Here is a 25,891-nt window from a genome sequence, read left to right on the forward strand (position 1 = left end):
GTGACAAAAAAATATTTCAGAATTTTTTAAAATATTTTTTTTTCTTACATTTTGCCGAAGTTATTTACTTTTTTCGAGCATAAAACTGAATTTTGTTCCCTCAAGATATACGCTTTCAACCGTAATGTTTTCGTTGTGAGCTTCCAGAATGTGCTTCACAATTGCCAAGCCAAGACCGGAGCCTCCTTCTCTCCTGCTTCGGCTGGTTTCCACACGGTAAAATCTCTCAAAAATTCTGGGCAGAATTTCGGATTTTATCCCCATTCCGTTATCAATAACTTCAATAAGAACTTTATTTTTAAGGATACTTGTTTTCACCACTACTTTTGCCTCCTGTCTGTTGGCATAGTGAATCGCATTGGAAATTAAATTAATAAAAACCTGCGATATTTTTTGTTTGTCTGCATCTACGAAAATCTGAGGATGCAAGGTCTGAATCTGTAATGTAGTATTGCGTTTTTCCGCTTCAAGATCGAGTAAATCAAAGATCTCTTTAATAAGGAGATTCACATCAAATCTGGAAACAGTAAGATTAATCTCTCCAGCTTCCAATCTGTTGATCATATCCAAATCTGTCACAATAGCAATCAACCTTTCAACAGATTTATCAATTCTTTCCAGATATTTATCCCGAATAGCGAGATTATCAACTCCACCATCTCTCAATGTTTCCACATATCCCTGGATAGAAAACAACGGAGTTTTAAGCTCATGGGAAACATTTCCGATATATTCCTTACGGTAGCTTTCCATTTCCTTCATCATGTCAATTTCAGAAACTTTCTGCTGATTGAGATCAGAAAATCTCTCCCCTAATTCTTTAATGGTAATATTTTCATCATTATCCTGAACAATTTCCTGAGGTAAAAGCTGAGAAAGCCCGCGAACTTGCTTTTTTCCATAATAATTGAAAAGCAGCTCCAAAACCAGATAATTGATAATAAAAATAAGAATCAGACAGATGAGAAGTCCTATTCTGAAGAATGGAGTCTGATCATAAAGATCCTTTAGCCAATCAAAAGTGATGACCAAAAGAAACATCACCACTGTAAGTAAACAAGAGGTGGCGAGAGTAAGTCTGTAAAATTTCAATTTTACAAATATTTAATAATTAGTTGTATATATAAAGTTCCGGATTAAACAATAAGCTTATATCCGATTCCTTTTAAAGTCTGAATGGTGTTAATTCCTAATTTTTCTCTTAATCTACGGATGTGAACATCGATCGTTCTTTCTCCTACAATTACATCATTTCCCCAAACTTTTTCCAGAATTTCTTCTCTTTTGAATACTTTTTCGGTATTGGAAGCTAAAAGATACAACAAATCAAATTCTTTTTTCGGTAATAAAAACTGTTGTCCGGCTTTTGAAACTCTGAAATTATCCTTATCGATTATTAGATCTCCTATTTCAATAAGTTTTGTATTATCAGAAACCTGAGAAGTCAGTTGTAGTAATGCATTTACTTTAGACGTTAGGATTTTCGGTTTGATTAATTTTACGATATAATCATTGGCTCCAGCCTGAAAACCTGCTAACTGTGAGAATTCTTCGCTTCTTGCAGAAAGGAAAACAATTAATGTCTTTTGCAGCTCTTTTATTTTACGAAGTTCCTGACAAGTTTCGATACCGTCTTTTTCCGGCATCATGACATCTAATAAGATAAGATCTGGGATAATTTCTTTGGCTTTGTCAATTCCTTCATTACCATTGGTAGCGGTGTAAATGTCGTAGCCTTCTTTTTCTAAATTGTAAGACAGAATCTCTAAAATATCCAGTTCATCGTCTATTAAGAGGATTTTCTTTTGGTTCATTTTTAATTTTTACGAGTCAAAGTTAATAATTTTTAAAGCACAGATTAACAAATCGGCTATCGTTCACATAAAGTTAACAATTATATCCTTTTCTTAATGTTTAGTTAAGAAAAAATTAAATTTTACTAAACCATTTAGCCCATCAATTCTTTATTCCTTTGCACCGAAAGAATCGAGTAAGATAAAGAAAATGAAAAAACAAATCCACAAGAGCATCATGCTGCTTGCCTTGTTTTCCGCTGGCTATGCATTCGCACAGAGCCAGATTCTAGAAGGTAGGGTATTGGACGAGAAAGACAATACTCCTATTGAAGGGGTAAAAATAAAAGTAAATGATCAGGAGGTTACTACTGATATTTCCGGAAACTACTCTATAAGCCTTCCTCCAGGAACCAACTATGTCATCACAGTAACTTCTACAGGATACAACAGAAAAGAGATCAGTGAAGTTGTGATAAAAAGTGATGCCAACACTCACCTTGATATCGTTTTGGATAAGCCAAATACTTCTGCTAAAGAAAAACAGATCGAGGGAGTTGTTATTAAATCCAACGCAAGAAAAGAAACTATTGCTTCTACAATAGGTCTACAAAGAAATGCCGGTGTGGTTTCACAGGTAATCGGAGTTGAAGCTATTAAAAGAAGTCCGGACAGAAACACAGGAGAAGTTCTTAAAAGAGTTTCCGGTGTGAGTTTGTTCGATGGAAAATATATCGTGGTAAGAGGTCTATCAGACCGTTACAACCAGGCCATGCTTAATGGCATTCAGCTATCGAGTACGGAACCGGACAGAAAAACGTTCTCTTTTGACCTTTTCCCGGCTAACGTTATCGAAACACTTGTAATCAATAAAACGTTCATTCCTGAATACACCGGTGAATGGGGAGGCGGATTGATCCAGGTGAATACTAAAGATATTCCGAATAAAAATTTCTTCAATGCACAAGTAGGTGTAGGAGGAAACTCTATCACAATGGGGCATGAATTTAAAATGCAGAAAGGCGGCAAATGGGATTTCCTAGGAATTGATGACGGATACAGAAAACTTCCAAGCGGAATGCCTGCAAAAAATTCTTTCACAATTTTAAATGATGCGGATAAGACAGGATTTGGGAAACAATATGTAAAAAACTTTGGGTATAATTCTGTTGGGTATCCTGAAAACATCAGTTTGCAATTGGACGGAGGTTTTAATACCAAACTTTTCGGAAAAGATTTAGGAGTAATCGCAGTTTTAAACTACAGCAACAATAAAAGAAGAATCGAAACAGCCAACAGTTTCTTTACAATCAACGGAACAAAAGCTGATACCAACTTTGATTATTTCACAGAAAAATACCAAAATGACGTTATTCTGGGCGGTTTATTAAACTTAACATTAAAACTGAATAACAATAACAAGATTTCCCTGAAAAACATCATTACCAGCAATACGGTAAATCATATGTCTTTCAGAACAGGAAAAGATTTCGAATTTGATCCTGTAAACGGAACAAACATCGTAGCAAGAGAAATTGGTTTTAAGGAAACTACTTTTTATAATTCAACTTTAAACGGAACTCATAAAATTGATGCTCTTGGAGGACTCACTGTAAACTGGTACGGAAGTTTCGGAATCCTGGATCAGTATATTCCGTTGTTGCAACGTTTACAGTACAACCAATATCCTGATCTTAACGGAAGTCCTTATTTAGCCTTGATCTCAAACGGTCTTTCCCAAAAATCAGGAAGTGTATTCTACTCTACCCTTAGTGATTATCTTTACAATGCAGGAGGTGATGTTTCTAAAACATTCGAGATGTTTGGAGGCCAAAAGCAGACGATTAAAGGAGGATATTTATTCCAAGTAAAGGATAGAATTTACAATTCCAGACCATTTTCTGTAAGACTTGCAGGATACAACCAGGGATTACTTTCCCAGCCTTTCGAAAGCATTTTCAATCCTGAAAACTTTGGAACAGACGGAAACAAGTTTACATTTGACGAAATCGCAGGAAACCAGTACAGATATATCGCAAATACGATTTTGAACGCAGGTTACTTACAGATGGACAACAACTTTACTTCTTGGTTCAGAGCAGTTTGGGGATTAAGAGTTGAAAACTTCGATCAATTGGTAGGAAGCACGAAAAGAAGTGATGACCGTTTTGTAAATACACGTGTTACTGACTTTTTACCTGCTTTAAATATGACGTTCAAGCTTACGAATAACATGAATTTACGTGTTGCCGGTTCACAGACCGTTGTAAGACCAGAATTCAGAGAAGTTTCTCCTTTAGCTTATTATGACTTTGATTTAGGAGCTACAGTTATCGGTAATAAATATATCCAAAGAACTAAAATCACCAATGCCGACGTTCGTTGGGAATGGTATCCAAGAAACGGAGAAATCCTTTCAGTAGCAGGTTTCTATAAAAACTTTAAAAATCCTATCGAATTATACTTCAACCAATCCGGAGTAGGAACCAGTAATACGTTCAACTACTTAAATGTAGATAAGGCAGATGCTTACGGAGCCGAATTAGAATTCAGAAAGAAATTAGATTTCTTCAGTGCTCTTAAAAACTTCACATTGGGTGGAAACTTTGCTTTAATTAAAAACAAAGTAACCGACGAAGCTACAAAAGTAGACAGACCTATGCAGGGACAATCTCCTTACACGGTAAACGTAAGCTTACAGTATGATTCTGAAAAATCAGGATGGTCTTCTACAGTACTTTTCAACATGATCGGAAGAAGAATCCTTTATGTAGGAAACGATCAGATTCCGCCAATTTGGGAAAACCCGAGACCACTTCTTGACTTCCAGGTTGCTAAAAAACTTTGGAACAACAAAGGAGAAATTAAGCTAAACGTTTCTGATATTCTGAACCGTCATGCGAAATTTTACCACGATCTAAACAATAACAAAAAATACGACAGTGCAGATGCATTGGCTATCGACAGAGTAACAGGTACAAACATCAGCTTAACTCTGGGATACAGTTTCTAATTAAAAATCAATTATCTAATAAAAAAATAATAAGTCTTTATATCATGAAAAAATTTGTTTTATACTCTTTAATGCTTGGTACTTTAGCAACTACAGTTACAGCATGTAGAAACATAGAAGAAGATGGACAAACTATAGTTCAGAACGGTAATTCAGGTGGCGGAAGCACTGAAAACCTTATTCTTTCGGGAAAAATCACTTCGAATCTTACACTTAAAGCTAATAACATCTATAAGTTAAGAGGATTGGTATATGTAACGAACGGTGCCACTCTAACAATCGAGCCGGGAACTAAAATCGTTGGTGAAGCCGATAAAAATGGTGCTCTTATCATTACAAGAGGAAGTAAAATCATGGCAGAAGGTACTGCTGCAAATCCTATTATCTTTACTTCTGAAAAACCAAGTCCAAAAAGAGGAGACTGGGCAGGTCTTGTAATCTTAGGTGCTGCACCTACAAATGCTTCTTTCAACGGACAGGCTGGAGTTGGTGAAATCGAAGGAGGGATTAACAACAGTGAAGGTTTAGGTCTTTACGGAGGAACGAATGCTGCAGACAACAGTGGAGTTTTAAAATATGTAAGAGTAGAATATGCAGGATATGCTTTCTTACCGGATAAAGAAATCAACGGAATTACTTTCGGAGGTGTTGGTAACGGAACAACAGTGGATTATGTGGAAGTTGCTTATGCAAACGACGACAGCTTCGAGTGGTTCGGAGGAACGGTAAACTGTTCACACCTTATTGCTTACAAAGGTCTTGATGACGATTTTGATACAGATAACGGTTTCTCAGGAAAAATTCAGTTTGGTATTGCAGTAAGAGATTCTCAGATAGCCGACGTTTCGGGATCAAACGCTTTTGAATCTGATAACGATGCTAACGGATCTTCTTTAACACCACAAACAGGAGCTACATTCTCAAATATGACGATCATCGGACCCATTAATTCTACTTCTGCTACGAACACAAATGCAGGTTCAATTAATGCATTATTCCAAAATGCTCTGCAGATCAGAAGAAATTCTTCAATCTCTGTTTTCAACTCTGTTTTCACAGGATATCCAGTAGGTTTATTTATTGATGCTACTAAAGGAACTCCAACAGATAACAATATCGGAAGCTCAAGCTTAGTATTCCAAAATAATATCTTGGCAGGAAATTTAACTCAGTTGAAATTTGCAGGGTCTACTACAACACCTACTTCTTTCACATTAACAGATCTTACAAACTGGTATAATTCAAACGGAAATTCTCTTCTTACTTACACTGCAGACGTGAAGTTAACAGGAGCATGGGCTCCGGCCGGAACCACTCCGAACTTCTCTCCAGCTTCTGGTTCTCCCTTGTTGACAGGTGGTCTATTTACTCACGCAAAATTAACAGGCTGGTTTACTCCAGTAACGTATAGAGGAGCTGTAAAAGATGCTACAGATACTTGGTACGCAGGTTGGACAAACTACAATCTATAATAGTAATAGTTTCTTCATATTAAAACACCCTCGAAAAGTATATTTTCGAGGGTGTTTAATCTATATCACCATCTCTGGCAACATTATTCCTATTATTAGATTTAAGATTTCTTAAGAAAGAAGAAATAAATGTTAAGCATAAAGAATGTTTCGCATTGAAGAAGGATTCTTTATTTTCTCTGCTTATTTTACAAAATTGGAATATTTTTAAGAAATAATTACAATATAATCATTATTGGTTCCACCCGTATAAAAAGAAACTACAGATATATTAGCATCAGAATACGTCATCGGGTAAGTTAGTATCATATGCGTTCCACCGGCCACTTCTATTCTTACATCATAATTCACAGCAAATCCTCCTTGTGGCAAACCAGTATTAGGCTCCCAATATTCCACTTCCATACCTCCCCAACCAGTTAAAGTTCCAAATGGGGAGTTTAATGCAGGACTTGTAGATGCTAGAGTTAAATAAGTCGTTGTAGCTGCTGTTGCTACCCACCAATTATTTATTGGAACAGGTGACAGATGAGAATTCATATATTTTCTATAAGAAGTTATATTACGTCCAAGAGGATCCCCAACTGGATAGATATTGTCATTAAATGGGCCTCGCAAAGCTGGAAACGAACCGTTATTAGTAGCACTAACGTGTCCACCCATTATGAATTTACTATAATTCAGAATCTGCATCTCATCGGTCGTAGCATATGGAGGACCTTGGGCATTAATAAAATAAATTGAACCTGATGCCAGCAAAAGTGTTAATAATTTTTTCATAGTAATATTTTAGTTATTTGATTTTACTTTTGTTCTATATACTGCTATATTTTCCCGATAAATTCTTAGACCTTTTTCTATTACGTCTCTTTTACTAAGTCTTTGTAATTCCACCTCAGAGATCCCTTTATCCAAAGCTAATTGTGTAGCAGCAGGGAAAAGAATCTTGATTCCCTCTTCATTAAGCAACTTATTTTCACCAACATATCTTTCACCTCCTTTGCTAATAGCTTTTAAAGCACTCTCAAAGTTATTGACAGCATCAACTTTAAGCGCTTCTACTGTTTCTGGTGTTTCTACAGCTTGTCTTTGCTCATTTTGACAGCTCAACATGAGTGTAATGATAACTAAAGCAATAAATGCAGTTTTTTTCATGATTTTTAATTTTGTAATTAATATTTTTTAAAGTTCTATTTGTTCATATATTTATGAAGTGCAAATAAGAAATTCCATTAAAATAAGTCTAGTATTTATAATAGGATAATTGACAAGCCGAAAAATTAGAGCTTACCGTTGCAACAAAATTGTTAATGGAAAATTTTAGATAAAGAAAGATTTTATTAAAAGATATGTTATGATTCTCAAGTAAGGAATCATCTTTCGAAGCAAACATATTATAATAGCCCGGTTCGACTAGTATATAATATATTTCCAATACTCTTTTGAGTAAAAATATCTGCCTATTAAAAATTAGATATAGTTTTTCACTATACAATTTAAATAAAATTGTACTTCTCATATTGCGATTTGGTTATGGATATTAAAGTTTTATCATAAATAAAACTCTTTTCAAAAATATATAAAATAATTCACTTATGAGTAAATTATTTTATTTTTAGTGCAAAATATCCGAAAGGAGCTTTGTACCAACGAATTGCCAAAAAAAGGATGAAGTAAAAACCTCATCCTTTTTTATCTTAATTTGAATACTCAAATTTTCTGACTGCTTCCAACGTCATATCAATTTCTCTGTCTTTTATCGCATCACTAATGAAATACGTTTCATATCCGCTTGGAGGAAGATATATTCCATTTTTTAATAACTGATGAAAGAAATTGTTGAACAATGAATGATTGGCATTCTGAGCTTCATCAAAATTGGAAACTCTGTTGATATGGAAGAATACTGACATCATAGAACCTTTTCTGTTAATCCTATGAGCGATACTTTTTTCATTTAAAATTTTCCCAATCTCAAAATCCAAAGTTTCCGTAGTTTTTGCCAATCTGTTGAAGAATTCAGGATCGTTTTTGATAATCTGTAAAGTTTTCAAACCCGCTCTCATTGCCAAAGGATTTCCACTTAAAGTTCCCGCTTGGTAAACTCCGCCTTTGGGTGCCAAATGGTCCATAATTTCGTTCCTTCCTGCAAAAGCACCAACCGGAAGTCCACCTCCGATTACTTTACCATATGTTACCAAATCCGCTTTCACGTTAAAAAGTTCCTGAGCCCCTCCAAAAGCCAGCCTGAAACCTGTCATTACCTCATCGAAGATTAATAAAGTTCCGTTTTCGTCGCAAATCTTTCTTAGTTTTTGAAGAAATTCATTCTCTGGAAGGACACATCCCATATTTCCGGCAACAGGTTCAATAATTACCGCTGCAATTTCCCCCTGATTATGTCTGAACAGATCTTCCACCTGCTCAAAATCGTTATATCTTGCTAATAAAGTATCTTTTGCTGTTCCCGCAGTTACTCCGGGAGAATTTGGATTTCCAAATGTTGCCGCTCCACTTCCCGCCTTAATCAGAAACGAATCTGAGTGACCATGATAACAGCCTTCAAATTTTATAAATTTATCTCTTCCAGTAAAACCTCTTGCCAGTCTGATGGCGCTCATACAAGCCTCTGTTCCTGAAGAAACCATTCTGATCTGATCGATATTCGGAACATTTTCCGTAATAAATTTTGCGATCTCAGTTTCCAGTTCTGTCGGTGCACCAAAGGAAAAACCTTTTTCTGCCTGGATTTTTAATTCTTCCAGAACTTCCGGATGAGTGTGCCCCAAAATAGCGGGCCCCCATGAATTTATATAATCAATATATGTATTATCATCAGCATCCGTAAGATAAGCACCTTTTGCAGATTTCATAAAAACAGGAACTCCTCCTACCGATTTGAACGCACGGACCGGAGAATTTACTCCGCCGGGAATGTATTTGTAAGCTTCATCAAATAAAGCCGAGCTTCTTTCGTATCTCATATCTTTTAGTCGTAAAATTAACAATTGCTAGTCAGTGGCCAATATATTAACCATCAACTAGCAATCACCAATATATAAATTAAATTAGTTTCTAGGTTTTTTATCTATTAAATAAATCAGCTGTCCTGCTGAAGGTTTCTGCCCTTCATCCATTCTGTTTTTTGCGTATAATTTATTCAATTTAATTCCGAATTTCTGAGCAATATCATGCATATTTTCGCCTGACTCTGCCTTGTAAGTAGGTGTGTTTCCATCAGAGTTTTTAGATTCAAGGAAAATAATATCGTTTTTATGCAGTACATCAGACTCCAGCTCATTCCATTTTAAAAGTTTGCTTTCGCTTATTTTAAACTTATTGGCAATAAACTGCACATTGGTATCTTCAGGAATGATGATATATTTTAAGCCGTCATTGGGATGACTTTTAATCAAAATGGAATTAAGGATTTCTGCTTTAGTTTTAATCCTCTCCACTCTTTTCTGTTGCTGAGCATAAGAAGTAGGTTTATAAGGAACTTCTACCGTCACCGGTTCTTTTGATTTTTTTCCCGTTTTTGAAGGCTCAAGCTGAGCCATAAATGTTCTGTCATCTTTCAGATCCGGATACATTTTCAGGACTGCGTACAGAACTTCATTAGAGTTAGTATCATCAAATTCGTATAGCTTGTATCTTTCAATTTTCCCGATCAGTATCGAAGCGTAACGCGGATTCGTAGCATAGCCTGCTTTTTTTAAACCTGTTGCCCATGCTTTATAATCTTTCATATCCAGATTGAACAGATTCGCGTAATATTTTCTTGTTGATAAAAATATGGAGTGGTCTTCATAAGATTGCCTCGGATCATCATATACACGGAAACATTCGTTGGGAGCATCATCGGTATGTTTCATTGTTTTCCCGGTCCAATCTTCTTTACACTTTATTCCGAAATGATTTTTCCCCTCCTGAGCGAGTCGGCTTTGTCCGCCTCCGGTTTCCAAGAGTCCCTGCGCAAGAGTGATAGAAGCAGGAATTTTATATTTTTCCATTTCCTCTACCGCATATTTTGCAAATCTTTGGATATATTGATCTTCGGTTGCCCAGGTCTGAGCTGAGAATTTTGATAAAACTAAAAGGCTAATTAGTAAGAAAAGTCTTTTCATGTTTTTCAATTTTACTTATATAATTAAATTTCTATTCTGTTTCCGTAAAAGCAGATTTGCTCCTTCAATTCCCTGCAATCCACCAGTATGAAAGCACAAAACTCTGCTATTTTCAGGAAAATATCCTTCATCAATCAGTTCAAAAATCCGCTGCATCATCTTTCCTGTATATATCGGTTCCAAAGGAATTCCGTATCTTTCTTTAAAGCCATTGATAAAACGGATATTTTCATCTTTTATTTTACCATAACCTCCAAAACTTGAATCTATTAGATCAAAATTTCTTTTCAAAGTTAATTCAAATATTTTATTCTCCAATGAAGAATCGTTTACCACTTTAAATCCTATAACTTTCTGATTATCTTCACAAAATTTTAAAATTCCGGCAATCGTTCCTCCAGTTCCAACGGCGGTGCAAAGATAATCAAAATCTTTTGTTTCGTCATTCAGCATCATTTTCACTCCATTCACCGCATCTTCATTGGTTCCTCCTTCCGGAACAATGAGCGCTTCGGGGAACTCTTTCTGTAAAGATTGGGTAAGTTTTTCTTTATCCCGGTATTCTTCACGGGGAACAAATCTGAAATTCATCCCGTTTTTCTCCGCAAAAACTAAAGTCGGATTATCTCTCCACTTGTTTTGCAGCTCTTCACCTCTGATGATTCCCAAAGAAGGAATATTCAGCATTCTTCCTACGGCAGAAACTGCAGCGATATGATTGGAAAAAGCACCTCCAAAAGTAATGATATTCGGATTTTCAGGATTGTTTTCCAGGTATTGATTAATATTGAAAAAAAGTTTCCAGTATTTGTTTCCTGAAATTTGTGAATCAATAAGATCTTCCCTTTTTATAAAGAGTTTCACATTTTTATTGAGAGGGATCTCAACAACCGGAATATGAATTTCAGGAAGCTTCATAATTGCAAATTTCCTGAAATTATTTTAAATGGTTATTTTTAATTCGTTAAACAAAAGCTAAAATTACAAAACAGGCTTTCACAGATATTTTCGAAAACTCCAGAATTTTCTTTTTCTGAGATAGTCTAAATCAGATTCGTTGGCATAAGCTTCCCTTTCGAATGAGATTCTTCTGTAGGCTAAATCATTGTTTTTTAGTCTGAATAACCAGTAATAATATTCAGCCACATAGAAAATATAGAAAAAAATCACCAAAAGCTCTATTTGTTGTCTCAAATGAATTTTTTCATGATTGATAAGTATATTATTTTCCCTATCTTCGGGTTTCCTAATGAAGATAAAGGGAAAGAGAGCAATGCCATTAATTTTTAATCTTTTTAAAGGCTTTTGGCATATAATTATCATAATAACAAATATAAAGTTTTTTGATTTAGAGATTTAACCTATGGCACTTTTTGACATCAAAGAAGGTGAAGATTTTTACTACAACGAGCAGGGGTACAAGGTTTTTACAGAAAAATTTCATCTGAAAAGAGGATATTGCTGTAAAAGTGGCTGTAGACACTGTCCTTACGGATACGATAAAAAGACCGACACATTCATTAAAAACGATAAAAAAAATAAATAAAATGAAAAAATATATTTTTATTTTGTTAGCCGCGGCTACTTTGGGTTTAACATCTTGCAGCCCATTCAATGTACGTTCTGATTATGCTGATACAGCAAATTTTACTTCATATAAAACTTATAAGTTAAGAATTGATGATTTAAAATTAAATGATATTGATAAAGACAGAGTTTTGAATGAATTGTCGAGACAGCTTCAAAGCAAAGGTCTTCAGTCCGGAGAAAATCCTGATCTGATTGTGAACGTAAAAGCCAACCACAAAAAAATCACCGATATTACCAACAATTCTCCTTACGGCATGTATGGTTGGGGCGGCCCTTTCGGTTGGGGTGTCGGAATGAGCAGAACCTGGACCAGTAATTATAATGAAGGAGCCATTATCGTAGATTTTGTAGATGCAAGAACCAATAAATTGGTATGGCAAGGTATCGGAAGCGGAATTTCTGTAGATTCTCCAAAAGCAAAACAGAGACAGATTCCTGAGATCATGGCAGAAATCATGAAAAACTACCCTCCTCAGAAAAAATAGATTTAAAATAATCAAATATATTACAGCCAATACGAATTCGTATTGGCTTTTTTAATGCAAAGAAAATCTACAATCGACCATCATGTCAGCTAAAAGTAATTTTTTGTTGTTTTGAATACCTACGGCGAAACCCTAAAGTTTGATTTTCACTTCTATAATTAAATAATGTAAAATCTTAACAATTACGTAATTTAATATCAATAAAATTGTATTAACCTTACAAAAATAAATTTTATGAAAAAAATCTTCTTTTTTCTGGGCTTTGCTTCTCTGGTAAGCGCTCAGGCTCCAAGCGGATATTATAATTCTGCCAATGGATTAACCGGCGCCAATCTGAAAACTGCTTTAAGCACTATTATCACCAACGGACATCAGGATAAGGGCTACAACGGGCTTTGGACAGGTTATAAAACGACCGATATTGATAAAAATTATGAAAATGACGGTTCTATTTTAGATATTTATTCTGAAAAACCAACTGCTGCAGATCCTTATAAATATACTCCGGTGACCAATCAGTGCGGAACATATTCGGTAGAAGGAAATTGCTATAACAGAGAGCATATTGTTCCACAAAGCTTATTTAATGAAGCTTCACCAATGGTTTCTGATATTCATTTCATCAGAGCTACAGATGGAAAAGTAAATGGAATGAGATCCAATTATCCGTTCGGAAAGGTAGGAACAGCTACTTTTACTTCTAAAAACGGTTCAAAACTTGGCAGTTCTGCTTCTTCGGGATATTCAGGAACTGTTTTTGAGCCTATTGATGAGTTCAAAGGGGATGTAGCCAGAATGATTTTTTATTTCGTAACCCGCTATCAAAGTAAACTTTCATCTTTTACTTCAGGAGACATGCTGGGAAGTTCTGCTTATCCGGGATTACAAACATGGGAGCTGAATGTATTATTGGCTTGGCACAATCAGGATCCAGTTTCTCAGGCCGAAATTAATAGGAATAATGCCTCATATACTTACCAGGGAAACAGAAATCCTTTCATTGATAATCCTAATTATGTAAATTTAATCTGGGGCTCTCAACAATCTTCAGCGGACACACAGTCTCCAACCACGGCTACAGGACTGACCGTTTCAGGAACTACATCAAACAGTATTTCTCTTACATGGAATGCATCAACAGATAATGTCGGAGTAACGTCTTATAGTATTTATATGAACGGAAGTTTGAAAACGACAGTGAATTCTACTTCGGCAACCATTTCAGGGCTAAATGCTTCTACCTCTTACAGTTTTTATATTGTAGCCAAAGATGCAGCCGGAAATTCTTCTCCGAACAGCTCAACAGTTTCGGGTACAACAGCCGGAACTGTGACACAGTCTACCACTTGTGTAAACGAAACTTTTGAAACGATTCCTGCTTCAAGTCCAGCATCCTATTCAACAAGAACATGGACGAACAATGGAATTACATGGACTGCAACTGATGCAAGAACTGATCAGACAATATCTAATTTAGCAATTACAGTAAGAGACGGTTCTTTACAATCAAGCACATCGGCCAATGGAATCGGTTCTTTAACTGTGACGACTCAACTTAAGTTTACCGGAACCAACGGAACATTCAATGTTCAGGTCAATGGTGTAAGTGTAGGAACAATTCCTTACAGTACAACAGCAACCACTACAACAATCAATAATATCAATACTTCCGGAAATGTAGTTGTTACTTTAACTAACAGCTCATCCAGCAACCGAGTAGCCATTGATAATGTAAGCTGGACCTGCTATGGCGGAACTTCAAGAACAGCAAGCAACAATATAGCAACTTTAGCTCCGGAGAACAACACCTTACAAATTTCTCAGAATCCAATTTCTAATCAGGAGATTTTTGTAAAAGGGGAAACGGATAACATTCAAAAAGCAGAGATCTATAATCTTCAGGGAAAATTAATGCAAAGTATTAATCAGCCTTTTAGAAATAATAGAAACTCAATTAAAATTAAAAACCTTGAACAGGGTGTTTATATTTTGAAATTAGATCAATTAGCCTTAAAATTTATTGTGAAATAATACTAAAAATCAATAACTAATAACCTTTGTCATAGAAAAGACTGCCTAAAAATAGACAGTCTTTTTTTATGAATGTTGATGTGGTGTGTATTTTTTTAAGCTGATGGCCAAAGTCCTTCGTAAGCAGAATTACCATAATTGATTTTCTCTGCACTCACTGTAAAGCTTATCAGCATAGAGTTTTCATCTACTGCATTGAAATCTACTTCGTGCTCAATTACATATCCGTTTTCCCAGTTCAAAGTAATCAATGTTCCTTCTTCGTGAGATTTGTTAAATGTAATTTCTCCGCTGGTTGGTTTATATTTTCCGTTTAGTAAGCTTTCCAGGATATCAGATTTTTCTGTAGCCTCTACAGTAAGTTTGATAATTGCGTTGGAAGGATCTGAAGCTACTCTACCTGATACATCCGTTGATCTGGATACACTGTAGTTCAGCTTTAATAATTTCTGCCCCTCTCCTCCGTTGAATTTAAGAATTCCTCTTGAATTTGCTGCCATGATCTGTAAATTTTAATCGTTAATATTTCGTGATTTGGTGATTTTTAATGAGACAAAGATAGAGTCACTCATCTGATCCCGAAAACTTTTAAAGACCAATTTCAAATTTTGTAGTAATTCTACGATTCTTTGTAGTAATTCTACGATTGCATACCTTTTTGTTATTTCACCGGCTTTCTTTATGACCGACAAAATAATTAAACAGAATAACAAATACTCTTTTAAGAATATTTGATAAAGTTCTAAATTTCCATAAAAAAAGACCGCTGTTTGCGGTCTCTTATCTTTATTTAAAATTGAATTATTTCCCCATGATCTCTCTCATTCTTTCTTGGATCATTTGAGGATCCGACATTCCCTCCCAACCGAATGTTGCAATCATTACGATATTAGCAATCAGGTTCAATGAGCTCAGTATAAGACCAATAATACATAAGATTCTACCCGTACTCAAATTGCTGTAATCAGAATATAAATCCGGGTTTTGCTGATATAATGCATTATCCTTTTTATAAAGTGACAACCCTATAATTCCTGTAATAACTCCTACTACTCCGTAGCAGCAGCATCCTACAATAGATACAATTCCTAAAACAAGCACTGCCGTAGCATTAGGTAATTTTTGTTGATTCATAGTTAAAATTTTAATGTTTGTGTATAATTATATATAAATAAAAAAATGTTTGTAAAAATAGGCAACCACCATGATGACCGAGTTAGTAATGGCTAAAAAAATAATTAAATTTCCGTAATTTCTTTTTTTGTCGATAAAATTAGCTCCAACCACACATAAAAAGAGAAGCAAGGTGTATACAGCTGGAAACATATGAAAAGCCTCACCAAACCGGCCTTCAAAGACCATTAGTATTGCTCTCTGAGCGCCACAACCAAAACATTCTATTCCTAGAATTTTTTTGCTTGGGCAGGGCAACATAAAGTCTTCGATTTTCATATTCTGTTTTTTTGGTGCACTAAATTAAGAAGAAATTTTTGCTCTCAAATACTGATGTGGAAAAAAAGATTCTTCATTCATTTCAAATGAGCCCTGTACGGCAATATACGGATTTCTAAGAATTTCCCGTGCTACAAATATAAGATCGGCATCTCCTTTCTGCAGAATCTCCTCGGCTTGGTTTATTTTGGTAATCAATCCTACAGCTCCCGTTTTTACCTCTGCCTTATTCTTAACTTCAGAAGCCAATGGTACTTGATAGCCGTCAAAAACAGCAATTTTTGCTCCGTGAATATTTCCCCCACTGGAAACATCAATAAGATCTACGTCATGAGCTTTTAGTATTTTTGCCAGCTCTACACTCTCTTTAATATCCCAGCCGTTCTCAGCATATTCTGTTCCGGAAATTCTGACAAAAAGAGCTACATTTTCATTTAATTCTTCATTTACGGCTTCTACTATTTCAAGTAAAAATTTAATCCTGTTTTCAAAACTTCCACCATATTCATCTGTTCTGATATTGGAAAGCGGTGAAAGGAACTGATGAACCAGATATCCGTGAGCTCCATGAATTTCAATAACATCAAAGCCAGCTTTCACAGCTCTTTTTGCCGCGTTTTTAAAATTCTGAACCTGTTCTTTAATTTCGTCAGCAGTTAAAACATGAGGAATTCTTTCAGTCGGATGATACGGAATAGGACTTGGAGCTACTGTTTCCCAGCCTTCTTCTAACGGAATCTGAATATTATTCCAGGTGGAGCCTTTTCTACCTGCATGCGCAAGCTGGATTCCGATTTTACTCTCAGAGTTCTGGTGCACAAAATCAACAATTTTCTTAAGTTGTTCCGCCTGTTCATCATTCCAGATTCCCATACAGTGATTTGTGATTCTTCCTCTGGCTTCCACACCGGTTGCTTCTACTATAATAAGCCCTGTTCCTCCTTGAGCCCGGCTTCCGTAATGTACAAAATGAAAATCATTGGCCAGTCCGTTTTCGCAAGAATACATGCACATTGGAGACATTACCCAACGGTTCTTCAATTCCACATTTCTAAATTGTATTGGTGAATATAACATTGTTTGTTTTTTTAAGTTTTAAAATTACAAATTTAGTCTTAGTAAAAATGTATTGCCTACGTTACGAAAAAGGATTAATTTTATCCCCCTTTTTTAAGAAGACATGAGAAAAGATATACATATTGGTTATGAGCATTTCAAAAACAGTAATGAACTGAGTGAAATAGAACAAGCGCTTTTTGAAAAAGCCAAGTCGGCTAGAGAGAAAGCCTATGCTCCTTATTCAGATTTTTTTGTGGGATGTGCTATACTTTTGGAGAATGGAGATATCTTTTCGGGCAGCAATCAGGAAAACGCAGCGTTTCCTTCCGGGCTTTGTGCGGAAAGAACAACGCTTTATTGGGTTGCCGCAAATTTCCCCAATGAAAAAATAAAAAAAATCTTTATTGTAGGAGGTCCTAAAGAATTTTCTGAAAGCAACCCTCCCATTCCGCCTTGCGGATCATGCCGACAGAGTATCATAGAATATGAAACCAAACAAAATGAAAGTATTGAACTTTATTTTGCCAATTTAAATGAAGAAACGATAAAAGTACATTCTATAAAAGATCTCCTTCCATTTTCTTTTGACGGAACTTATTTATAGATCTTTTGAACATTTTTTTTTCGAATAGCTGGATTTCTTCATATTATTTTTATTGGGAGCTATTTCCTGCTTTCCGTTGCAATCTTTTTTTCAAAAAGGATTTCCACTGTAATCAGGGCTAGAAAATTGCTGCCGTGAAAAGTGAAAACTTGATAATAAGACCACCCCGTCGAAAATTCTCTGAATTTTCGCCACCCCTCCAGAGGAGGGGAATTCTTTGTGAATATTCTTATGTTAGAATTTTATAGCTTTTCATGTTTTTTGCATTTTTGATGAATAAGTTTATCTTTGCAAAAATTTTGGTTTCCAATTATTTGGAATGAAAAGGGAATTGGGTGAAAATCCTAAACTGTCCCCGCAACTGTAGATCGCATTAGAAAATTTCTACGATAAACCACTGTGAAAACGGGAAGGTGTAGAAAGCGAAAGTCAGGAGACCTGCCAGAATATAATTAAATACACATTGCTTTCGGAGGAAAAGTAAAATAAAAATGGATATTAAAAGATCTTTAGTACTGCTTTTTGCATCTTACGGTTGTTTTCTTTATGCACAGGAGAAAACGATTGATACCGTTTATGTTTTCGACAGCCAGATGAATAAGGTAAAGCTTTTTCATAAAGTTAATACCCTTACAGCGGAAGACGTCGAAAAAAATTCTACCAACCTTTCCGAAACATTACGTTTTCAGTCTCCCGTTTATATTAAAGAAAATGGTCGTGGCGCGGTTTCTTCACCTTCATTCAGGGGAACGACAGCACAACAGACAGCCTTTGTCTGGAACGGAATTAATATAAATTCTATGTTTTTGGGACAAGGAGACATCAATAATATTTCTTTATCTGGGTTTGAACAAATGGATATCAAAGCAGGTGGCGGAAGTGTAATATATGGAAGCGGTGCCATTGGAGGAAGCATTCATTTAAACAATATTTTGGATTTCAATAAAGGGATTCATGCATCATTATTTTCTGAAGCAGGATCTTTTGAAACGTATAATAATTTTGCAAGGGCCTCTTATAGTAATGATAAATTAAGCTTTAAAGTTTCCGGAAATTATTCGATCAGCCGGAATGATTATAAAGTTGAAGAAGCCAATTACAATAACAGCAACGGACAGTACAATAATTCTAACGTCAATATTGCTGTTGCTTATAAACTTACGCCTCATCATCAAATTTCATGGATTTCGGAGTTTTTTAACGGAAACCAGCACTACCCTGTTTTTTTTGCAGATATTCAGACCAAAACAAAATACGAGACTCAGAATATCCGAAGCCTGATTGCTTGGGACTGGAATACTTCCAGATTTACCAATGCCTTTAAAGCGGCTTATACAGAAGAAAACTTTCAGTATTTCAATAATATCGACCTGCCAAAATCCAGTGGCGGAACAGGAAAAAATTATATCTTAAAGAATGATTTTAACTATTTTCTTTCATCCAAATGGAATTTAAATCTCATTACAGAGTTTCAGGTAAATGACGGAGAAGGATATCAGTCAGGGATCAAAAAAGTCAGCAGAAATATAGGTTCCGTTTCAGGATTGGTTCGTTATTTTGCTACTAAAGACCTTCGTTTTGAAGGTGGAATTAAAAAGGATTTTGTTGAGAATATTGATTCACCGGTCTTGTTTTCTTTTTCAGGAAACTGGAAGGCTTTGAAATGGTATGAAACCAATCTTAATATCTCCAGAAACTTTAGATTTCCAACATTTAATGATTTATACTGGCATCCCGGAGGAAATGAAAATTTAAAGCCGGAGACTTCTTATCAGTTTGAATTAAGAAATCAGTTTAAAGTTTTGGACGTAAAATTATCTGTAACGCCATATTATATGAAGATTTATGATATGATTCAATGGCTTCAGTCTTCAATGGGATATTATTCTCCTGTGAATACGAATGAAGTGGAATCTTATGGTCTTGAATCTCAGATTGAGTATGCGAAAAATTTTGGAAATCATGCTTTGAAAGGAAACCTGGGATATTCTTACAGTAAGTCCATCAATATGGAAACCGATAAACAGCAAATGTATGTTCCGCTTCATAAATTCTTTGGGAATATTGATTACCAGTATCGATTCTTAAAATTATATGTTCAGGGAATGTTCAACGGACTTACCTATACAGATACCAATGAAAAAAGAAGCGCTGCTATTGATCCTTATTTTGTAATGAATGCAGGAATTTCAGGAACAGTTTTGAAGAATTACACTTTAGGATTTAAAGTGAATAATATTTTCAATCAGGTTTACCAATCGACCGCATATTATTACATGCCACAAAGACATTACAGCATTAACCTTACTATTAATTTTTAAATAAATAAATTATAATGAATCTCAGAAAAATTTTACCTCTTGCTTTAGTATCAACATTTCTTTTTAACATCGCTTGTAGCAGTGATGATGAGATTATCGAAACACAACCAAAAGGTGCTTATCAGGAAGGAATTTTCATCAGTAATGAAGGAGGTTTCACTACTCCGACTGCCGAAGTTTCTTTTACAAGTAATGACCTTTCCACTGTAGAAAATAAAATTTATTCTGCTAACAATAACGGAGAAATTTTAGGAAATGTTTTACAGACAATAGGTTTCAACGGAGATTACGCTTATTTGGTATCAAACGTTCCGAATAAAATAGATATTGTTAACAGATATACTTTCAAAAAACAGACATCTGTAACATCTAATCTGGATGGAGCAAGATATATTGCTTTTTCAGGAAATCAGTACTATGTTACCAACAACAATTTCAGCAATTCTATCAAGCTGAATGTTTACAGCACAGACAATAATTCTTTTGTGAAAAGCATTAGTTTCAACAGAGCTGCGGAAAAAGTAGTAGAAGCCAACGGAAATATTGTCGTACAAACAGACGGAATTACCTATGATGCCAATTACAATGAATTGCCGACAGGATATACTGTTACCATCGTAAAGCCTTCTACAAATACAGTTGACAAAACAGTTACCTTACCAAGCAACGGAATTATCAGAGATCTTGTTTCTTATAATGGCGATGCTTATGCTTTGGCTTCAGACAACACCAATTCTTATATCTATAAAATCAATTCAGCTTCAGGAGCTTTTACGACTACTACGCTTACAGGAATTCCTAAAGTACAGAGATTAAAAATAGAATCCAATAAATTCTATTTTGTAAACAGCACCAACAAAGTTTATTCAATGGACATTAATTCCACTACGGTTCCAACTGCTCCACTTTTAACTGCACCGGGCTACCTTTATGGTTTCAATGTAATTGACGGCAGAATTTATACTTCTGATGCAAGTTTTACAGCAGACAGTAAAGTATATGTTTACAATGCAAGTAGCGGATCATTGATTAAGTCTTTTAATACAGGAATCGGAACAAACGGTTTCTATAAAAATTAATATTCTGCTCACTAAGCAAATAAATAATTTTTTATTTTTTCACATTATGTTCTCCGGGCGGTTTCTTCGAAACCGCCCGGATTTTGTTTGTACAAACAAAAAAAGCAACAGATATAAAATCTATTGCTTTATAATTTATCTAAAATAAGTTTAAGCTAAAGTCAATCCCAGTTTTTCCGCTTCCGCAATCACAAAATTTCTGGCTTCTTCACTGTCATTTCCTATTTCACCCTCCAGAATTGCTTCTTTTACTTTTTCTTTTAAAATTCCGATCTCACGTCCTGGTTTCAAGTTGAACATTTCCATAATTTCTTCCCCGGAAATTGGCGGCTGAAAATTTCTTACCTGATCTTTTTCTTCCACTTCTTTAATTTTCACCGCAACATATTCAAAATTCTTCTTGAACTTTTCCTGTTTTTTAGAATTTTTTGTGGTGATATCTGCTTTACAAAGTGTAAAAAGATCTTCAAGATCTTCTCCGGCATCAAACAATAATCTCCTCAATGCAGAATCTGAAGCATCGTCCGTAATGAGAGCAATTGGTCTTGATGAAAGCTTTACCATTTTCTGAACATATTTCATGTCTGGACCTAATGGTAATTTCAGTCTCTGAAATAAGGTTTTCACCATTTTTGAGCCTAAAAATTCATGCCCGTGAAAAGTCCAGCCTGTTCCTTCAACGAATTTTTTGGTGGGAGCTTTTCCGATATCATGAAGCAATGCCGACCAACGCAGCCACAGATTGTCTGTATTTTCGGAAATGTTGTCAACAACTTCTAATGTATGGTAGAAATTATCTTTATGGGTTTGTCCTTCCACTTCTTCTACTCCTTTCAGATCGATCAATTCAGGAATAATTAATTTCATTAAACCTGTTTGCTCCATCAGTTTCAAACCTGTTGAAGGCTTTTGAGAAAGCATTATTTTGTTGAATTCAACCATAATCCTTTCCATAGAAACAATCTTGATTCTTTCTGCTTCCTGCTTAATCGCTTCCAAAGATTTTTCTTCAATCTGAAATTGTAATGTCGATGAAAAACGAATCGCTCTCATCATTCTCAAAGGATCGTCAGAATAGGTTTGAGCCGGTTCCAAAGGAGTTCTTAAAATCCCCTTTTCCAGATCATCAATCCCGTTAAAAGGATCAATCAGCTCCCCGAAATTATCTTTATTTAAAGAAATTGCCATTGCATTGACCGTAAAATCTCTTCTCTTCTGGTCATCTTCAATAGTTCCTCCTTCCACTTCCGGTTTTCGGCTGTTTTCAGTATAGCTTTCTTTTCTTGCTCCTACAAATTCCAGTTCAAGATCTTTATATTTGATCATTGCGGTTCCGTAGGTTTTAAAAACAGAAACCTTTATTTTAGGATCAATTTCCTTTCCTACGTTCTGAGCCAGCTCAATTCCGCTTTGTTCTGTCACAAAATCAATATCCGTAGAAGCTTTTCTTTTCATCAGTAAATCCCGGACATAGCCACCTACAACATAAACAGATTGATTATTTCTGTCTGCAACTTCAGAGATTATTTTGAAAAGCTTTAAGTTTTGATTTTGATTGAGATTAATTTTCATTGTTAATTTTCTAGTATGTATCTTACTCATTAATCATAATGAGCGTACATTTTATTAATTTTTCCTTCTTCATTAAAAAACATGACCTCCACAGCATGCTTATTCATAATTGATTTATAAAATAGTGCAACTGAATCGACTCCCGCCGTTGATTTTATCAGATCAAAATGAAGCTCTGGGTATTTTTCGAGCGCTTTCTTCCAATACTCTCTTACAGCATCTTTGCCCTGCAATGTACTTTCTTTTCCTCCTGTTGCCATTTTAATCATCGGAGTACTGATCTCAATATCATCAGAATAATGGGAAAGAATAGCCTCCAAATTATGAGAGTTCCATACAGCAACCCATTCTTCGGCAAATTTTTGGTGATCCATTATATTATTTTTTAATAAAAATGAAGTTTTGCAAAGATAATTAAAATCTTTTCTTTTATTCTCGAAGCACTTTTATTCTGTTGTCACTCCAGATTTTAATCACAGAAGACCCAGAATATTTTGAAACTTTTTCCCGGTCTTCTTCCACTGCATAATCTACCAGATTTATAATTTCAGGTGAAATATCTGAAAATTTCAATGGACTTTTATCTCCACTGAAGTTTGCTGAGGTTGAAACTAACGGTTTATTTAGTTTAGTAATTAATTTTTTACAAAAATCATTCTTTACCAAACGGATTCCTATGCTACCGTCTTCAGCCAATAGTTCTTTCGGTAAACCACGTGGGTTTTCATAGACTATTGTTACCGGTTTTTCACTTAAATCGATAATTTCCCAGGCCATTTCAGGAACGTCTACCAAATCCTGCAACCTCTTTTCAGATTCCACCAAAATAATCATGGATTTGTTCTTTTCACGCTTCTTGATGTCAAAAATCTTGTTGACAGCCTTTATATTGGTTGCGTCACATCCAATTCCCCATATCGTATCTGTTGGGTAAAGGATTGTTCCCCCGGCTTTTAATATTTCTATAATGTTTTCCATTAATAATTAAAATTGTAAGTTTTGAGTAAAAACCATTGATATGTAATCTAATCTTAAACAAACAGGTTAGAGCTTGTTTTTATTGATTTTCCAGTTGTAAATTTACAAATCTTTGTACAAAAATCCATTTGAAATCATGGACTTTATATTCAATAGGAATGGGCTTTAGCCCATTTTACAAATCATAAAATCAAATTTGGCTTTAGCCAAAACCTATTTAAAATTATATTTCTCAATAAATTCCTGATGTTCCTCTATAAATGTTTTCTTCCTATGGTGGTTTTCTTGATTTTTAATATAATTTCTAACCGATTCAACCATAGATTCAGAAACTGAAACGGCAAAATATTCATCCTGCCAAGCAAATTTTTCTTGGGTCAATTGATTTTTATTTATCCAATGCGAAGACTCTCCTTTCAATAATTGTACAACTTTTTCAATATTTTGATTTGAACTGAGGGAAATTAAACAATGACAATGATCCGAATAACCATTAACCATATCTAGGAAAATGCCTTTCTCAGCAGCATTTTCTTTAATATGTTTCCAAACTTTTATTTTTAATTCTGAAGTATTGAAATAAGGTATTCTATTTTTTGTCGAGAAAACGACATGAATATAAATTTTAATAAATGGCATTTGTGTTGTTTTGCCAAAAATATAAATTCTTTCTTAAGTTTTGGCTAAAGCCAATGGAATTGTATTAAAATTGAAAACGGGCTAAAGCCCGTTCCTATCGATAACAATTAAAATATTTCTCATTTACAAATTCGGCAAATATCTTTCCTCAATAATATTCAGGTGATGATAATTGTGACCGACAATCAGTTTACCGATGGTTTGTACAGAAATCTGATTTCCGTTAGCTGTTCCGATATTATTTAAAACTGACGGATTCAATGTTTTCAGTAAAATTTGTGAAGATTTTCTCACCAATTGAAACTCTTCCAACAGAGATTCTAAACTTCTTACGTTTGCAAAAGATTGATCAGCATACAATTCTTCATCAAAACCTGGCAATTCGTTTTGATCACCTCTTGCGAAAGCTAAAATTCTGTATTGAAAAACTCTTTCACAATCCGACAAATGCAAAAGCAATTCTTTCAAAGTCCATTTTCCTTCTGCATAGGCAAAAAGCGATTGGTCTTCTGTAAGATTTGAATAAATTTCAACTGTTTTTTCTCCCGATTTTTTTAATTCTCCCAACCAGTCTTCGGATGGAATATTGTCTAAATACCTCTGAACATATTTTTGAAAATCAGTCATGTTTTTTAGTTATAAGTTATTAATATAAATGATAGCCGGTAATTGATCACAGCTAAAGTTTTAATCATTTATGATTTATGAATGATTTGTCCATTCGTAGAAGTTTACTTCATCATAAATTTCGAAGCCACAACCTGGATATAATTGATTCCCGATAGTGTTGGATTTTCCTGTTTCAAGAAGAATTCCTGCGGCATCAGTTAATCTTGCCAATTCTTTAGCCTCTTCAATCAATTCTTTTGAAAAGCCTTTTCCACGATAATATTCATTGATGTATAAATCATTCAAGAGCCAATACCGTTTCATTCTCGTTGATGAAAACAATGGATATAATTGAACAAAGCCAATCAGCTTTCCTTCATTTTCAGCAACAAAGATTTCAGAATCTTTGGTTTGAATTCTTTCTGTTAAAAATTTTTCGGCTGCCGGAATATCGGAATCTTTATGATAAAAAATTCTGTACTGATCAAACAATTCGGCCAATTGCTGCAGGTCCTGAATGGTAGCTTTTCTAGTATTTTTCATATTTGTTATAAATGATGATCATAACTAAGCACACGTTTCATTCTCCAGTCTTTTCCGTCTAAAATCCAAAGAATAGTAAATTTTGCACGGCTTCCTTTGTTCCATTTTCCTTTATAAAATTCGGCAAAATCATGTTCTCCTTCCTGAATAAAAGCATATAAGGTATTATTGTTGTACAAAGGATATACTTTCATGCTGTTTGGAATCAACTCTCGTTTTACCTTATTCGGTCCACCGCAAATATTATTTTTAATTGAAGCTATAAAAGCTGCTTTTCCGGAAGTGATTCCGCCTTTATCGTGGTAAAACTCCAGATCGTCACTCACGATAGAATCATAATGAGAAAGATCACATTTATTGAATCCGATATCGAATATCAAACTGTCTAATTTTTTTGCCGTTTTATACAATTCATCAGTATTTTTTACCTGAGAATATGTAATTTGACCTAAAATCAATAGCAATATAATCTGAATCTTTCTCATGATGTTTTATTTAGATATTTTCAACACTCTGTCATTCTG

27 protein-coding genes and 1 riboswitch are annotated in these 25,891 nt (G+C 34.8%); of the genes, 8 read left to right on the forward strand and 19 right to left on the reverse strand.

Annotated features, from left to right (window positions below; translation table 11 throughout):
* Nucleotides 1-60 precede the first annotated feature (60 nt).
* Nucleotides 61-1,092 (reverse strand): ATP-binding protein, encoded by a 1,032-nt coding sequence (locus P0Y62_08400; protein WEK71573.1) that lies wholly within the window; start codon nt 1,090-1,092, stop codon nt 61-63.
* A 44-nt stretch (nt 1,093-1,136) separates the two neighbouring features.
* Nucleotides 1,137-1,814: a response regulator transcription factor gene (locus tag P0Y62_08405; protein ID WEK71574.1), complete on the reverse strand. Its 678-nt coding sequence runs from the start codon at nt 1,812-1,814 to the stop codon at nt 1,137-1,139.
* Nucleotides 1,815-2,004: 190 nt separating this feature from the next.
* Here P0Y62_08405 and P0Y62_08410 point away from each other — a divergent pair, with 190 nt between their 5' ends.
* Together P0Y62_08410 and P0Y62_08415 are read left to right on the forward strand one after the other, a co-directional pair.
* The gene (locus P0Y62_08410) at nt 2,005-4,806 is read left to right on the forward strand and encodes a TonB-dependent receptor (GenBank protein ID WEK71575.1); all 2,802 of its coding nucleotides are present in this window, start codon (nt 2,005-2,007) and stop codon (nt 4,804-4,806) included.
* Nucleotides 4,807-4,850: 44 nt separating this feature from the next.
* The gene (locus tag P0Y62_08415) at nt 4,851-6,278 is read left to right on the forward strand and encodes a hypothetical protein (protein ID WEK71576.1); all 1,428 of its coding nucleotides are present in this window, start codon (nt 4,851-4,853) and stop codon (nt 6,276-6,278) included.
* A gap of 207 nt (nt 6,279-6,485) precedes the next feature.
* Here P0Y62_08415 and P0Y62_08420 read toward each other — a convergent pair whose 3' ends face one another.
* From P0Y62_08420 to P0Y62_08445, 6 genes are all read right to left on the reverse strand, one after another.
* Nucleotides 6,486-6,941 (reverse strand): hypothetical protein, encoded by a 456-nt coding sequence (locus P0Y62_08420; GenBank protein ID WEK71577.1) that lies wholly within the window; start codon nt 6,939-6,941, stop codon nt 6,486-6,488.
* 126 nt (nt 6,942-7,067) lie between these two features.
* The gene (locus P0Y62_08425) at nt 7,068-7,433 is read right to left on the reverse strand and encodes a hypothetical protein (protein ID WEK71578.1); all 366 of its coding nucleotides are present in this window, start codon (nt 7,431-7,433) and stop codon (nt 7,068-7,070) included.
* A 542-nt stretch (nt 7,434-7,975) separates the two neighbouring features.
* The gene (gene hemL, locus P0Y62_08430; protein ID WEK71579.1) at nt 7,976-9,262 is read right to left on the reverse strand and encodes a glutamate-1-semialdehyde 2,1-aminomutase; all 1,287 of its coding nucleotides are present in this window, start codon (nt 9,260-9,262) and stop codon (nt 7,976-7,978) included.
* 84 nt (nt 9,263-9,346) lie between these two features.
* Entirely contained in the window at nt 9,347-10,405 is a 1,059-nt protein-coding gene (locus P0Y62_08435; protein WEK71580.1) for a glucosaminidase domain-containing protein, read from the reverse strand.
* Nucleotides 10,406-10,420: 15 nt separating this feature from the next.
* Nucleotides 10,421-11,323 (reverse strand): pyridoxal-phosphate dependent enzyme, encoded by a 903-nt coding sequence (locus tag P0Y62_08440; GenBank protein ID WEK71581.1) that lies wholly within the window; start codon nt 11,321-11,323, stop codon nt 10,421-10,423.
* Between the two features lie 78 nt (nt 11,324-11,401).
* The gene (locus P0Y62_08445) at nt 11,402-11,728 is read right to left on the reverse strand and encodes a hypothetical protein (protein ID WEK71582.1); all 327 of its coding nucleotides are present in this window, start codon (nt 11,726-11,728) and stop codon (nt 11,402-11,404) included.
* Between the two features lie 40 nt (nt 11,729-11,768).
* On the opposite strand from P0Y62_08445, the gene P0Y62_08450 reads away from it, so the two are divergent.
* The 3 genes from P0Y62_08450 to P0Y62_08460 all read left to right on the forward strand — a co-directional run bounded on the left by P0Y62_08450 (nt 11,769) and on the right by P0Y62_08460 (nt 14,511).
* On the forward strand, nt 11,769-11,951 hold the full coding sequence (locus P0Y62_08450; GenBank protein ID WEK71583.1) for a DUF5522 domain-containing protein: 183 nt from the start codon (nt 11,769-11,771) through the stop codon (nt 11,949-11,951).
* A 1-nt stretch (nt 11,952) separates the two neighbouring features.
* Nucleotides 11,953-12,480 carry a DUF4136 domain-containing protein gene (locus P0Y62_08455; protein ID WEK71584.1) on the forward strand — a complete coding sequence of 176 codons (528 nt, stop codon included), beginning with the start codon at nt 11,953-11,955 and terminating at the stop codon, nt 12,478-12,480.
* A gap of 234 nt (nt 12,481-12,714) precedes the next feature.
* Complete coding sequence (locus P0Y62_08460; protein WEK71585.1) at nt 12,715-14,511, forward strand: endonuclease; 1,797 nt, start codon at nt 12,715-12,717, stop codon at nt 14,509-14,511.
* A 95-nt stretch (nt 14,512-14,606) separates the two neighbouring features.
* Here the strand turns inward: P0Y62_08460 and tssD are convergent, their stop codons facing one another.
* The 4 genes from tssD to namA form a co-directional block, all read right to left on the reverse strand.
* Nucleotides 14,607-15,011 (reverse strand): type VI secretion system tube protein TssD, encoded by a 405-nt coding sequence (gene tssD / locus P0Y62_08465; GenBank protein ID WEK71586.1) that lies wholly within the window; start codon nt 15,009-15,011, stop codon nt 14,607-14,609.
* A 301-nt stretch (nt 15,012-15,312) separates the two neighbouring features.
* Nucleotides 15,313-15,645 (reverse strand): CCC motif membrane protein, encoded by a 333-nt coding sequence (locus tag P0Y62_08470; protein WEK71587.1) that lies wholly within the window; start codon nt 15,643-15,645, stop codon nt 15,313-15,315.
* Between the two features lie 27 nt (nt 15,646-15,672).
* Nucleotides 15,673-15,963, reverse strand: a complete 291-nt coding sequence (locus P0Y62_08475; protein ID WEK71588.1) for a DUF2752 domain-containing protein — start codon at nt 15,961-15,963, stop codon at nt 15,673-15,675.
* A gap of 24 nt (nt 15,964-15,987) precedes the next feature.
* Nucleotides 15,988-17,040: an NADPH dehydrogenase NamA gene (namA, locus tag P0Y62_08480; GenBank protein ID WEK71589.1), complete on the reverse strand. Its 1,053-nt coding sequence runs from the start codon at nt 17,038-17,040 to the stop codon at nt 15,988-15,990.
* A gap of 103 nt (nt 17,041-17,143) precedes the next feature.
* On the opposite strand from namA, the gene cdd reads away from it, so the two are divergent.
* From cdd to P0Y62_08495, 3 genes are all read left to right on the forward strand, one after another.
* Nucleotides 17,144-17,626, forward strand: coding sequence for a cytidine deaminase (cdd, locus tag P0Y62_08485; GenBank protein WEK71590.1), 483 nt, complete (start codon nt 17,144-17,146; stop codon nt 17,624-17,626).
* Between the two features lie 283 nt (nt 17,627-17,909).
* Nucleotides 17,910-18,087: riboswitch (cobalamin riboswitch) on the forward strand.
* Nucleotides 18,088-18,117: 30 nt separating this feature from the next.
* Nucleotides 18,118-19,947 (forward strand): TonB-dependent receptor, encoded by a 1,830-nt coding sequence (locus tag P0Y62_08490; protein WEK71591.1) that lies wholly within the window; start codon nt 18,118-18,120, stop codon nt 19,945-19,947.
* Nucleotides 19,948-19,961: 14 nt separating this feature from the next.
* On the forward strand, nt 19,962-21,026 hold the full coding sequence (locus tag P0Y62_08495; protein ID WEK71592.1) for a hypothetical protein: 1,065 nt from the start codon (nt 19,962-19,964) through the stop codon (nt 21,024-21,026).
* A gap of 150 nt (nt 21,027-21,176) precedes the next feature.
* On the opposite strand, the gene P0Y62_08500 is transcribed toward P0Y62_08495, so the two are convergent.
* The 7 genes from P0Y62_08500 to P0Y62_08530 all read right to left on the reverse strand — a co-directional run bounded on the left by P0Y62_08500 (nt 21,177) and on the right by P0Y62_08530 (nt 25,852).
* Nucleotides 21,177-22,598 (reverse strand): HD domain-containing protein, encoded by a 1,422-nt coding sequence (locus tag P0Y62_08500; protein ID WEK71593.1) that lies wholly within the window; start codon nt 22,596-22,598, stop codon nt 21,177-21,179.
* A 29-nt stretch (nt 22,599-22,627) separates the two neighbouring features.
* A complete protein-coding gene (locus P0Y62_08505) occupies nt 22,628-22,972 on the reverse strand; it encodes a nuclear transport factor 2 family protein (protein WEK71594.1) in 345 nt (114 codons plus the stop codon).
* Nucleotides 22,973-23,027: 55 nt separating this feature from the next.
* Entirely contained in the window at nt 23,028-23,576 is a 549-nt protein-coding gene (locus P0Y62_08510; GenBank protein WEK71595.1) for an L-threonylcarbamoyladenylate synthase, read from the reverse strand.
* A 213-nt stretch (nt 23,577-23,789) separates the two neighbouring features.
* Nucleotides 23,790-24,215 carry an IS200/IS605 family transposase gene (gene tnpA / locus P0Y62_08515; GenBank protein ID WEK71596.1) on the reverse strand — a complete coding sequence of 142 codons (426 nt, stop codon included), beginning with the start codon at nt 24,213-24,215 and terminating at the stop codon, nt 23,790-23,792.
* Nucleotides 24,216-24,338: 123 nt separating this feature from the next.
* Nucleotides 24,339-24,842 carry a DinB family protein gene (locus P0Y62_08520; protein WEK71597.1) on the reverse strand — a complete coding sequence of 168 codons (504 nt, stop codon included), beginning with the start codon at nt 24,840-24,842 and terminating at the stop codon, nt 24,339-24,341.
* Between the two features lie 75 nt (nt 24,843-24,917).
* A complete protein-coding gene (locus P0Y62_08525; protein WEK71598.1) occupies nt 24,918-25,367 on the reverse strand; it encodes a GNAT family N-acetyltransferase in 450 nt (149 codons plus the stop codon).
* A 5-nt stretch (nt 25,368-25,372) separates the two neighbouring features.
* Nucleotides 25,373-25,852 (reverse strand): nuclear transport factor 2 family protein, encoded by a 480-nt coding sequence (locus P0Y62_08530; GenBank protein ID WEK71599.1) that lies wholly within the window; start codon nt 25,850-25,852, stop codon nt 25,373-25,375.
* Between the last annotated feature and the right edge of the window lie 39 nt (nt 25,853-25,891).

It is taken from the genome of Candidatus Chryseobacterium colombiense (genome assembly GCA_029203185.1).
Classification (GTDB): Bacteria; Bacteroidota; Bacteroidia; order Flavobacteriales; family Weeksellaceae; genus Chryseobacterium; species Chryseobacterium colombiense.

What these genes read in the sequence shown, in the direction of transcription:
- P0Y62_08405 (WEK71574.1), bottom strand. Translation starts at nt 1,814, where the DNA reads ATGAACCAAAAGAAAATCCTCTTAATAGACGATGAACTGGATATTTTA.
- P0Y62_08410 (WEK71575.1), top strand. Translation starts at nt 2,005, where the DNA reads ATGAAAAAACAAATCCACAAGAGCATCATGCTGCTTGCCTTGTTTTCC.
- P0Y62_08415 (WEK71576.1), top strand. Translation starts at nt 4,851, where the DNA reads ATGAAAAAATTTGTTTTATACTCTTTAATGCTTGGTACTTTAGCAACT.
- P0Y62_08420 (WEK71577.1), bottom strand. Translation starts at nt 6,941, where the DNA reads ATGGGTGGACACGTTAGTGCTACTAATAACGGTTCGTTTCCAGCTTTG.
- P0Y62_08425 (WEK71578.1), bottom strand. Translation starts at nt 7,433, where the DNA reads ATGAAAAAAACTGCATTTATTGCTTTAGTTATCATTACACTCATGTTG.
- hemL (WEK71579.1), bottom strand. Translation starts at nt 9,262, where the DNA reads ATGAGATACGAAAGAAGCTCGGCTTTATTTGATGAAGCTTACAAATAC.
- P0Y62_08435 (WEK71580.1), bottom strand. Translation starts at nt 10,405, where the DNA reads ATGAAAAGACTTTTCTTACTAATTAGCCTTTTAGTTTTATCAAAATTC.
- P0Y62_08440 (WEK71581.1), bottom strand. Translation starts at nt 11,323, where the DNA reads ATGAAGCTTCCTGAAATTCATATTCCGGTTGTTGAGATCCCTCTCAAT.
- P0Y62_08445 (WEK71582.1), bottom strand. Translation starts at nt 11,728, where the DNA reads ATGATAATTATATGCCAAAAGCCTTTAAAAAGATTAAAAATTAATGGC.
- P0Y62_08450 (WEK71583.1), top strand. Translation starts at nt 11,769, where the DNA reads ATGGCACTTTTTGACATCAAAGAAGGTGAAGATTTTTACTACAACGAG.
- P0Y62_08455 (WEK71584.1), top strand. Translation starts at nt 11,953, where the DNA reads ATGAAAAAATATATTTTTATTTTGTTAGCCGCGGCTACTTTGGGTTTA.
- P0Y62_08460 (WEK71585.1), top strand. Translation starts at nt 12,715, where the DNA reads ATGAAAAAAATCTTCTTTTTTCTGGGCTTTGCTTCTCTGGTAAGCGCT.
- tssD (WEK71586.1), bottom strand. Translation starts at nt 15,011, where the DNA reads ATGGCAGCAAATTCAAGAGGAATTCTTAAATTCAACGGAGGAGAGGGG.
- P0Y62_08470 (WEK71587.1), bottom strand. Translation starts at nt 15,645, where the DNA reads ATGAATCAACAAAAATTACCTAATGCTACGGCAGTGCTTGTTTTAGGA.
- P0Y62_08475 (WEK71588.1), bottom strand. Translation starts at nt 15,963, where the DNA reads ATGAAAATCGAAGACTTTATGTTGCCCTGCCCAAGCAAAAAAATTCTA.
- namA (WEK71589.1), bottom strand. Translation starts at nt 17,040, where the DNA reads ATGTTATATTCACCAATACAATTTAGAAATGTGGAATTGAAGAACCGT.
- cdd (WEK71590.1), top strand. Translation starts at nt 17,144, where the DNA reads ATGAGAAAAGATATACATATTGGTTATGAGCATTTCAAAAACAGTAAT.
- P0Y62_08490 (WEK71591.1), top strand. Translation starts at nt 18,118, where the DNA reads ATGGATATTAAAAGATCTTTAGTACTGCTTTTTGCATCTTACGGTTGT.
- P0Y62_08495 (WEK71592.1), top strand. Translation starts at nt 19,962, where the DNA reads ATGAATCTCAGAAAAATTTTACCTCTTGCTTTAGTATCAACATTTCTT.
- P0Y62_08500 (WEK71593.1), bottom strand. Translation starts at nt 22,598, where the DNA reads ATGAAAATTAATCTCAATCAAAATCAAAACTTAAAGCTTTTCAAAATA.
- P0Y62_08505 (WEK71594.1), bottom strand. Translation starts at nt 22,972, where the DNA reads ATGGATCACCAAAAATTTGCCGAAGAATGGGTTGCTGTATGGAACTCT.
- P0Y62_08510 (WEK71595.1), bottom strand. Translation starts at nt 23,576, where the DNA reads ATGGAAAACATTATAGAAATATTAAAAGCCGGGGGAACAATCCTTTAC.
- tnpA (WEK71596.1), bottom strand. Translation starts at nt 24,215, where the DNA reads ATGCCATTTATTAAAATTTATATTCATGTCGTTTTCTCGACAAAAAAT.
- P0Y62_08520 (WEK71597.1), bottom strand. Translation starts at nt 24,842, where the DNA reads ATGACTGATTTTCAAAAATATGTTCAGAGGTATTTAGACAATATTCCA.
- P0Y62_08525 (WEK71598.1), bottom strand. Translation starts at nt 25,367, where the DNA reads ATGAAAAATACTAGAAAAGCTACCATTCAGGACCTGCAGCAATTGGCC.
- P0Y62_08530 (WEK71599.1), bottom strand. Translation starts at nt 25,852, where the DNA reads ATGAGAAAGATTCAGATTATATTGCTATTGATTTTAGGTCAAATTACA.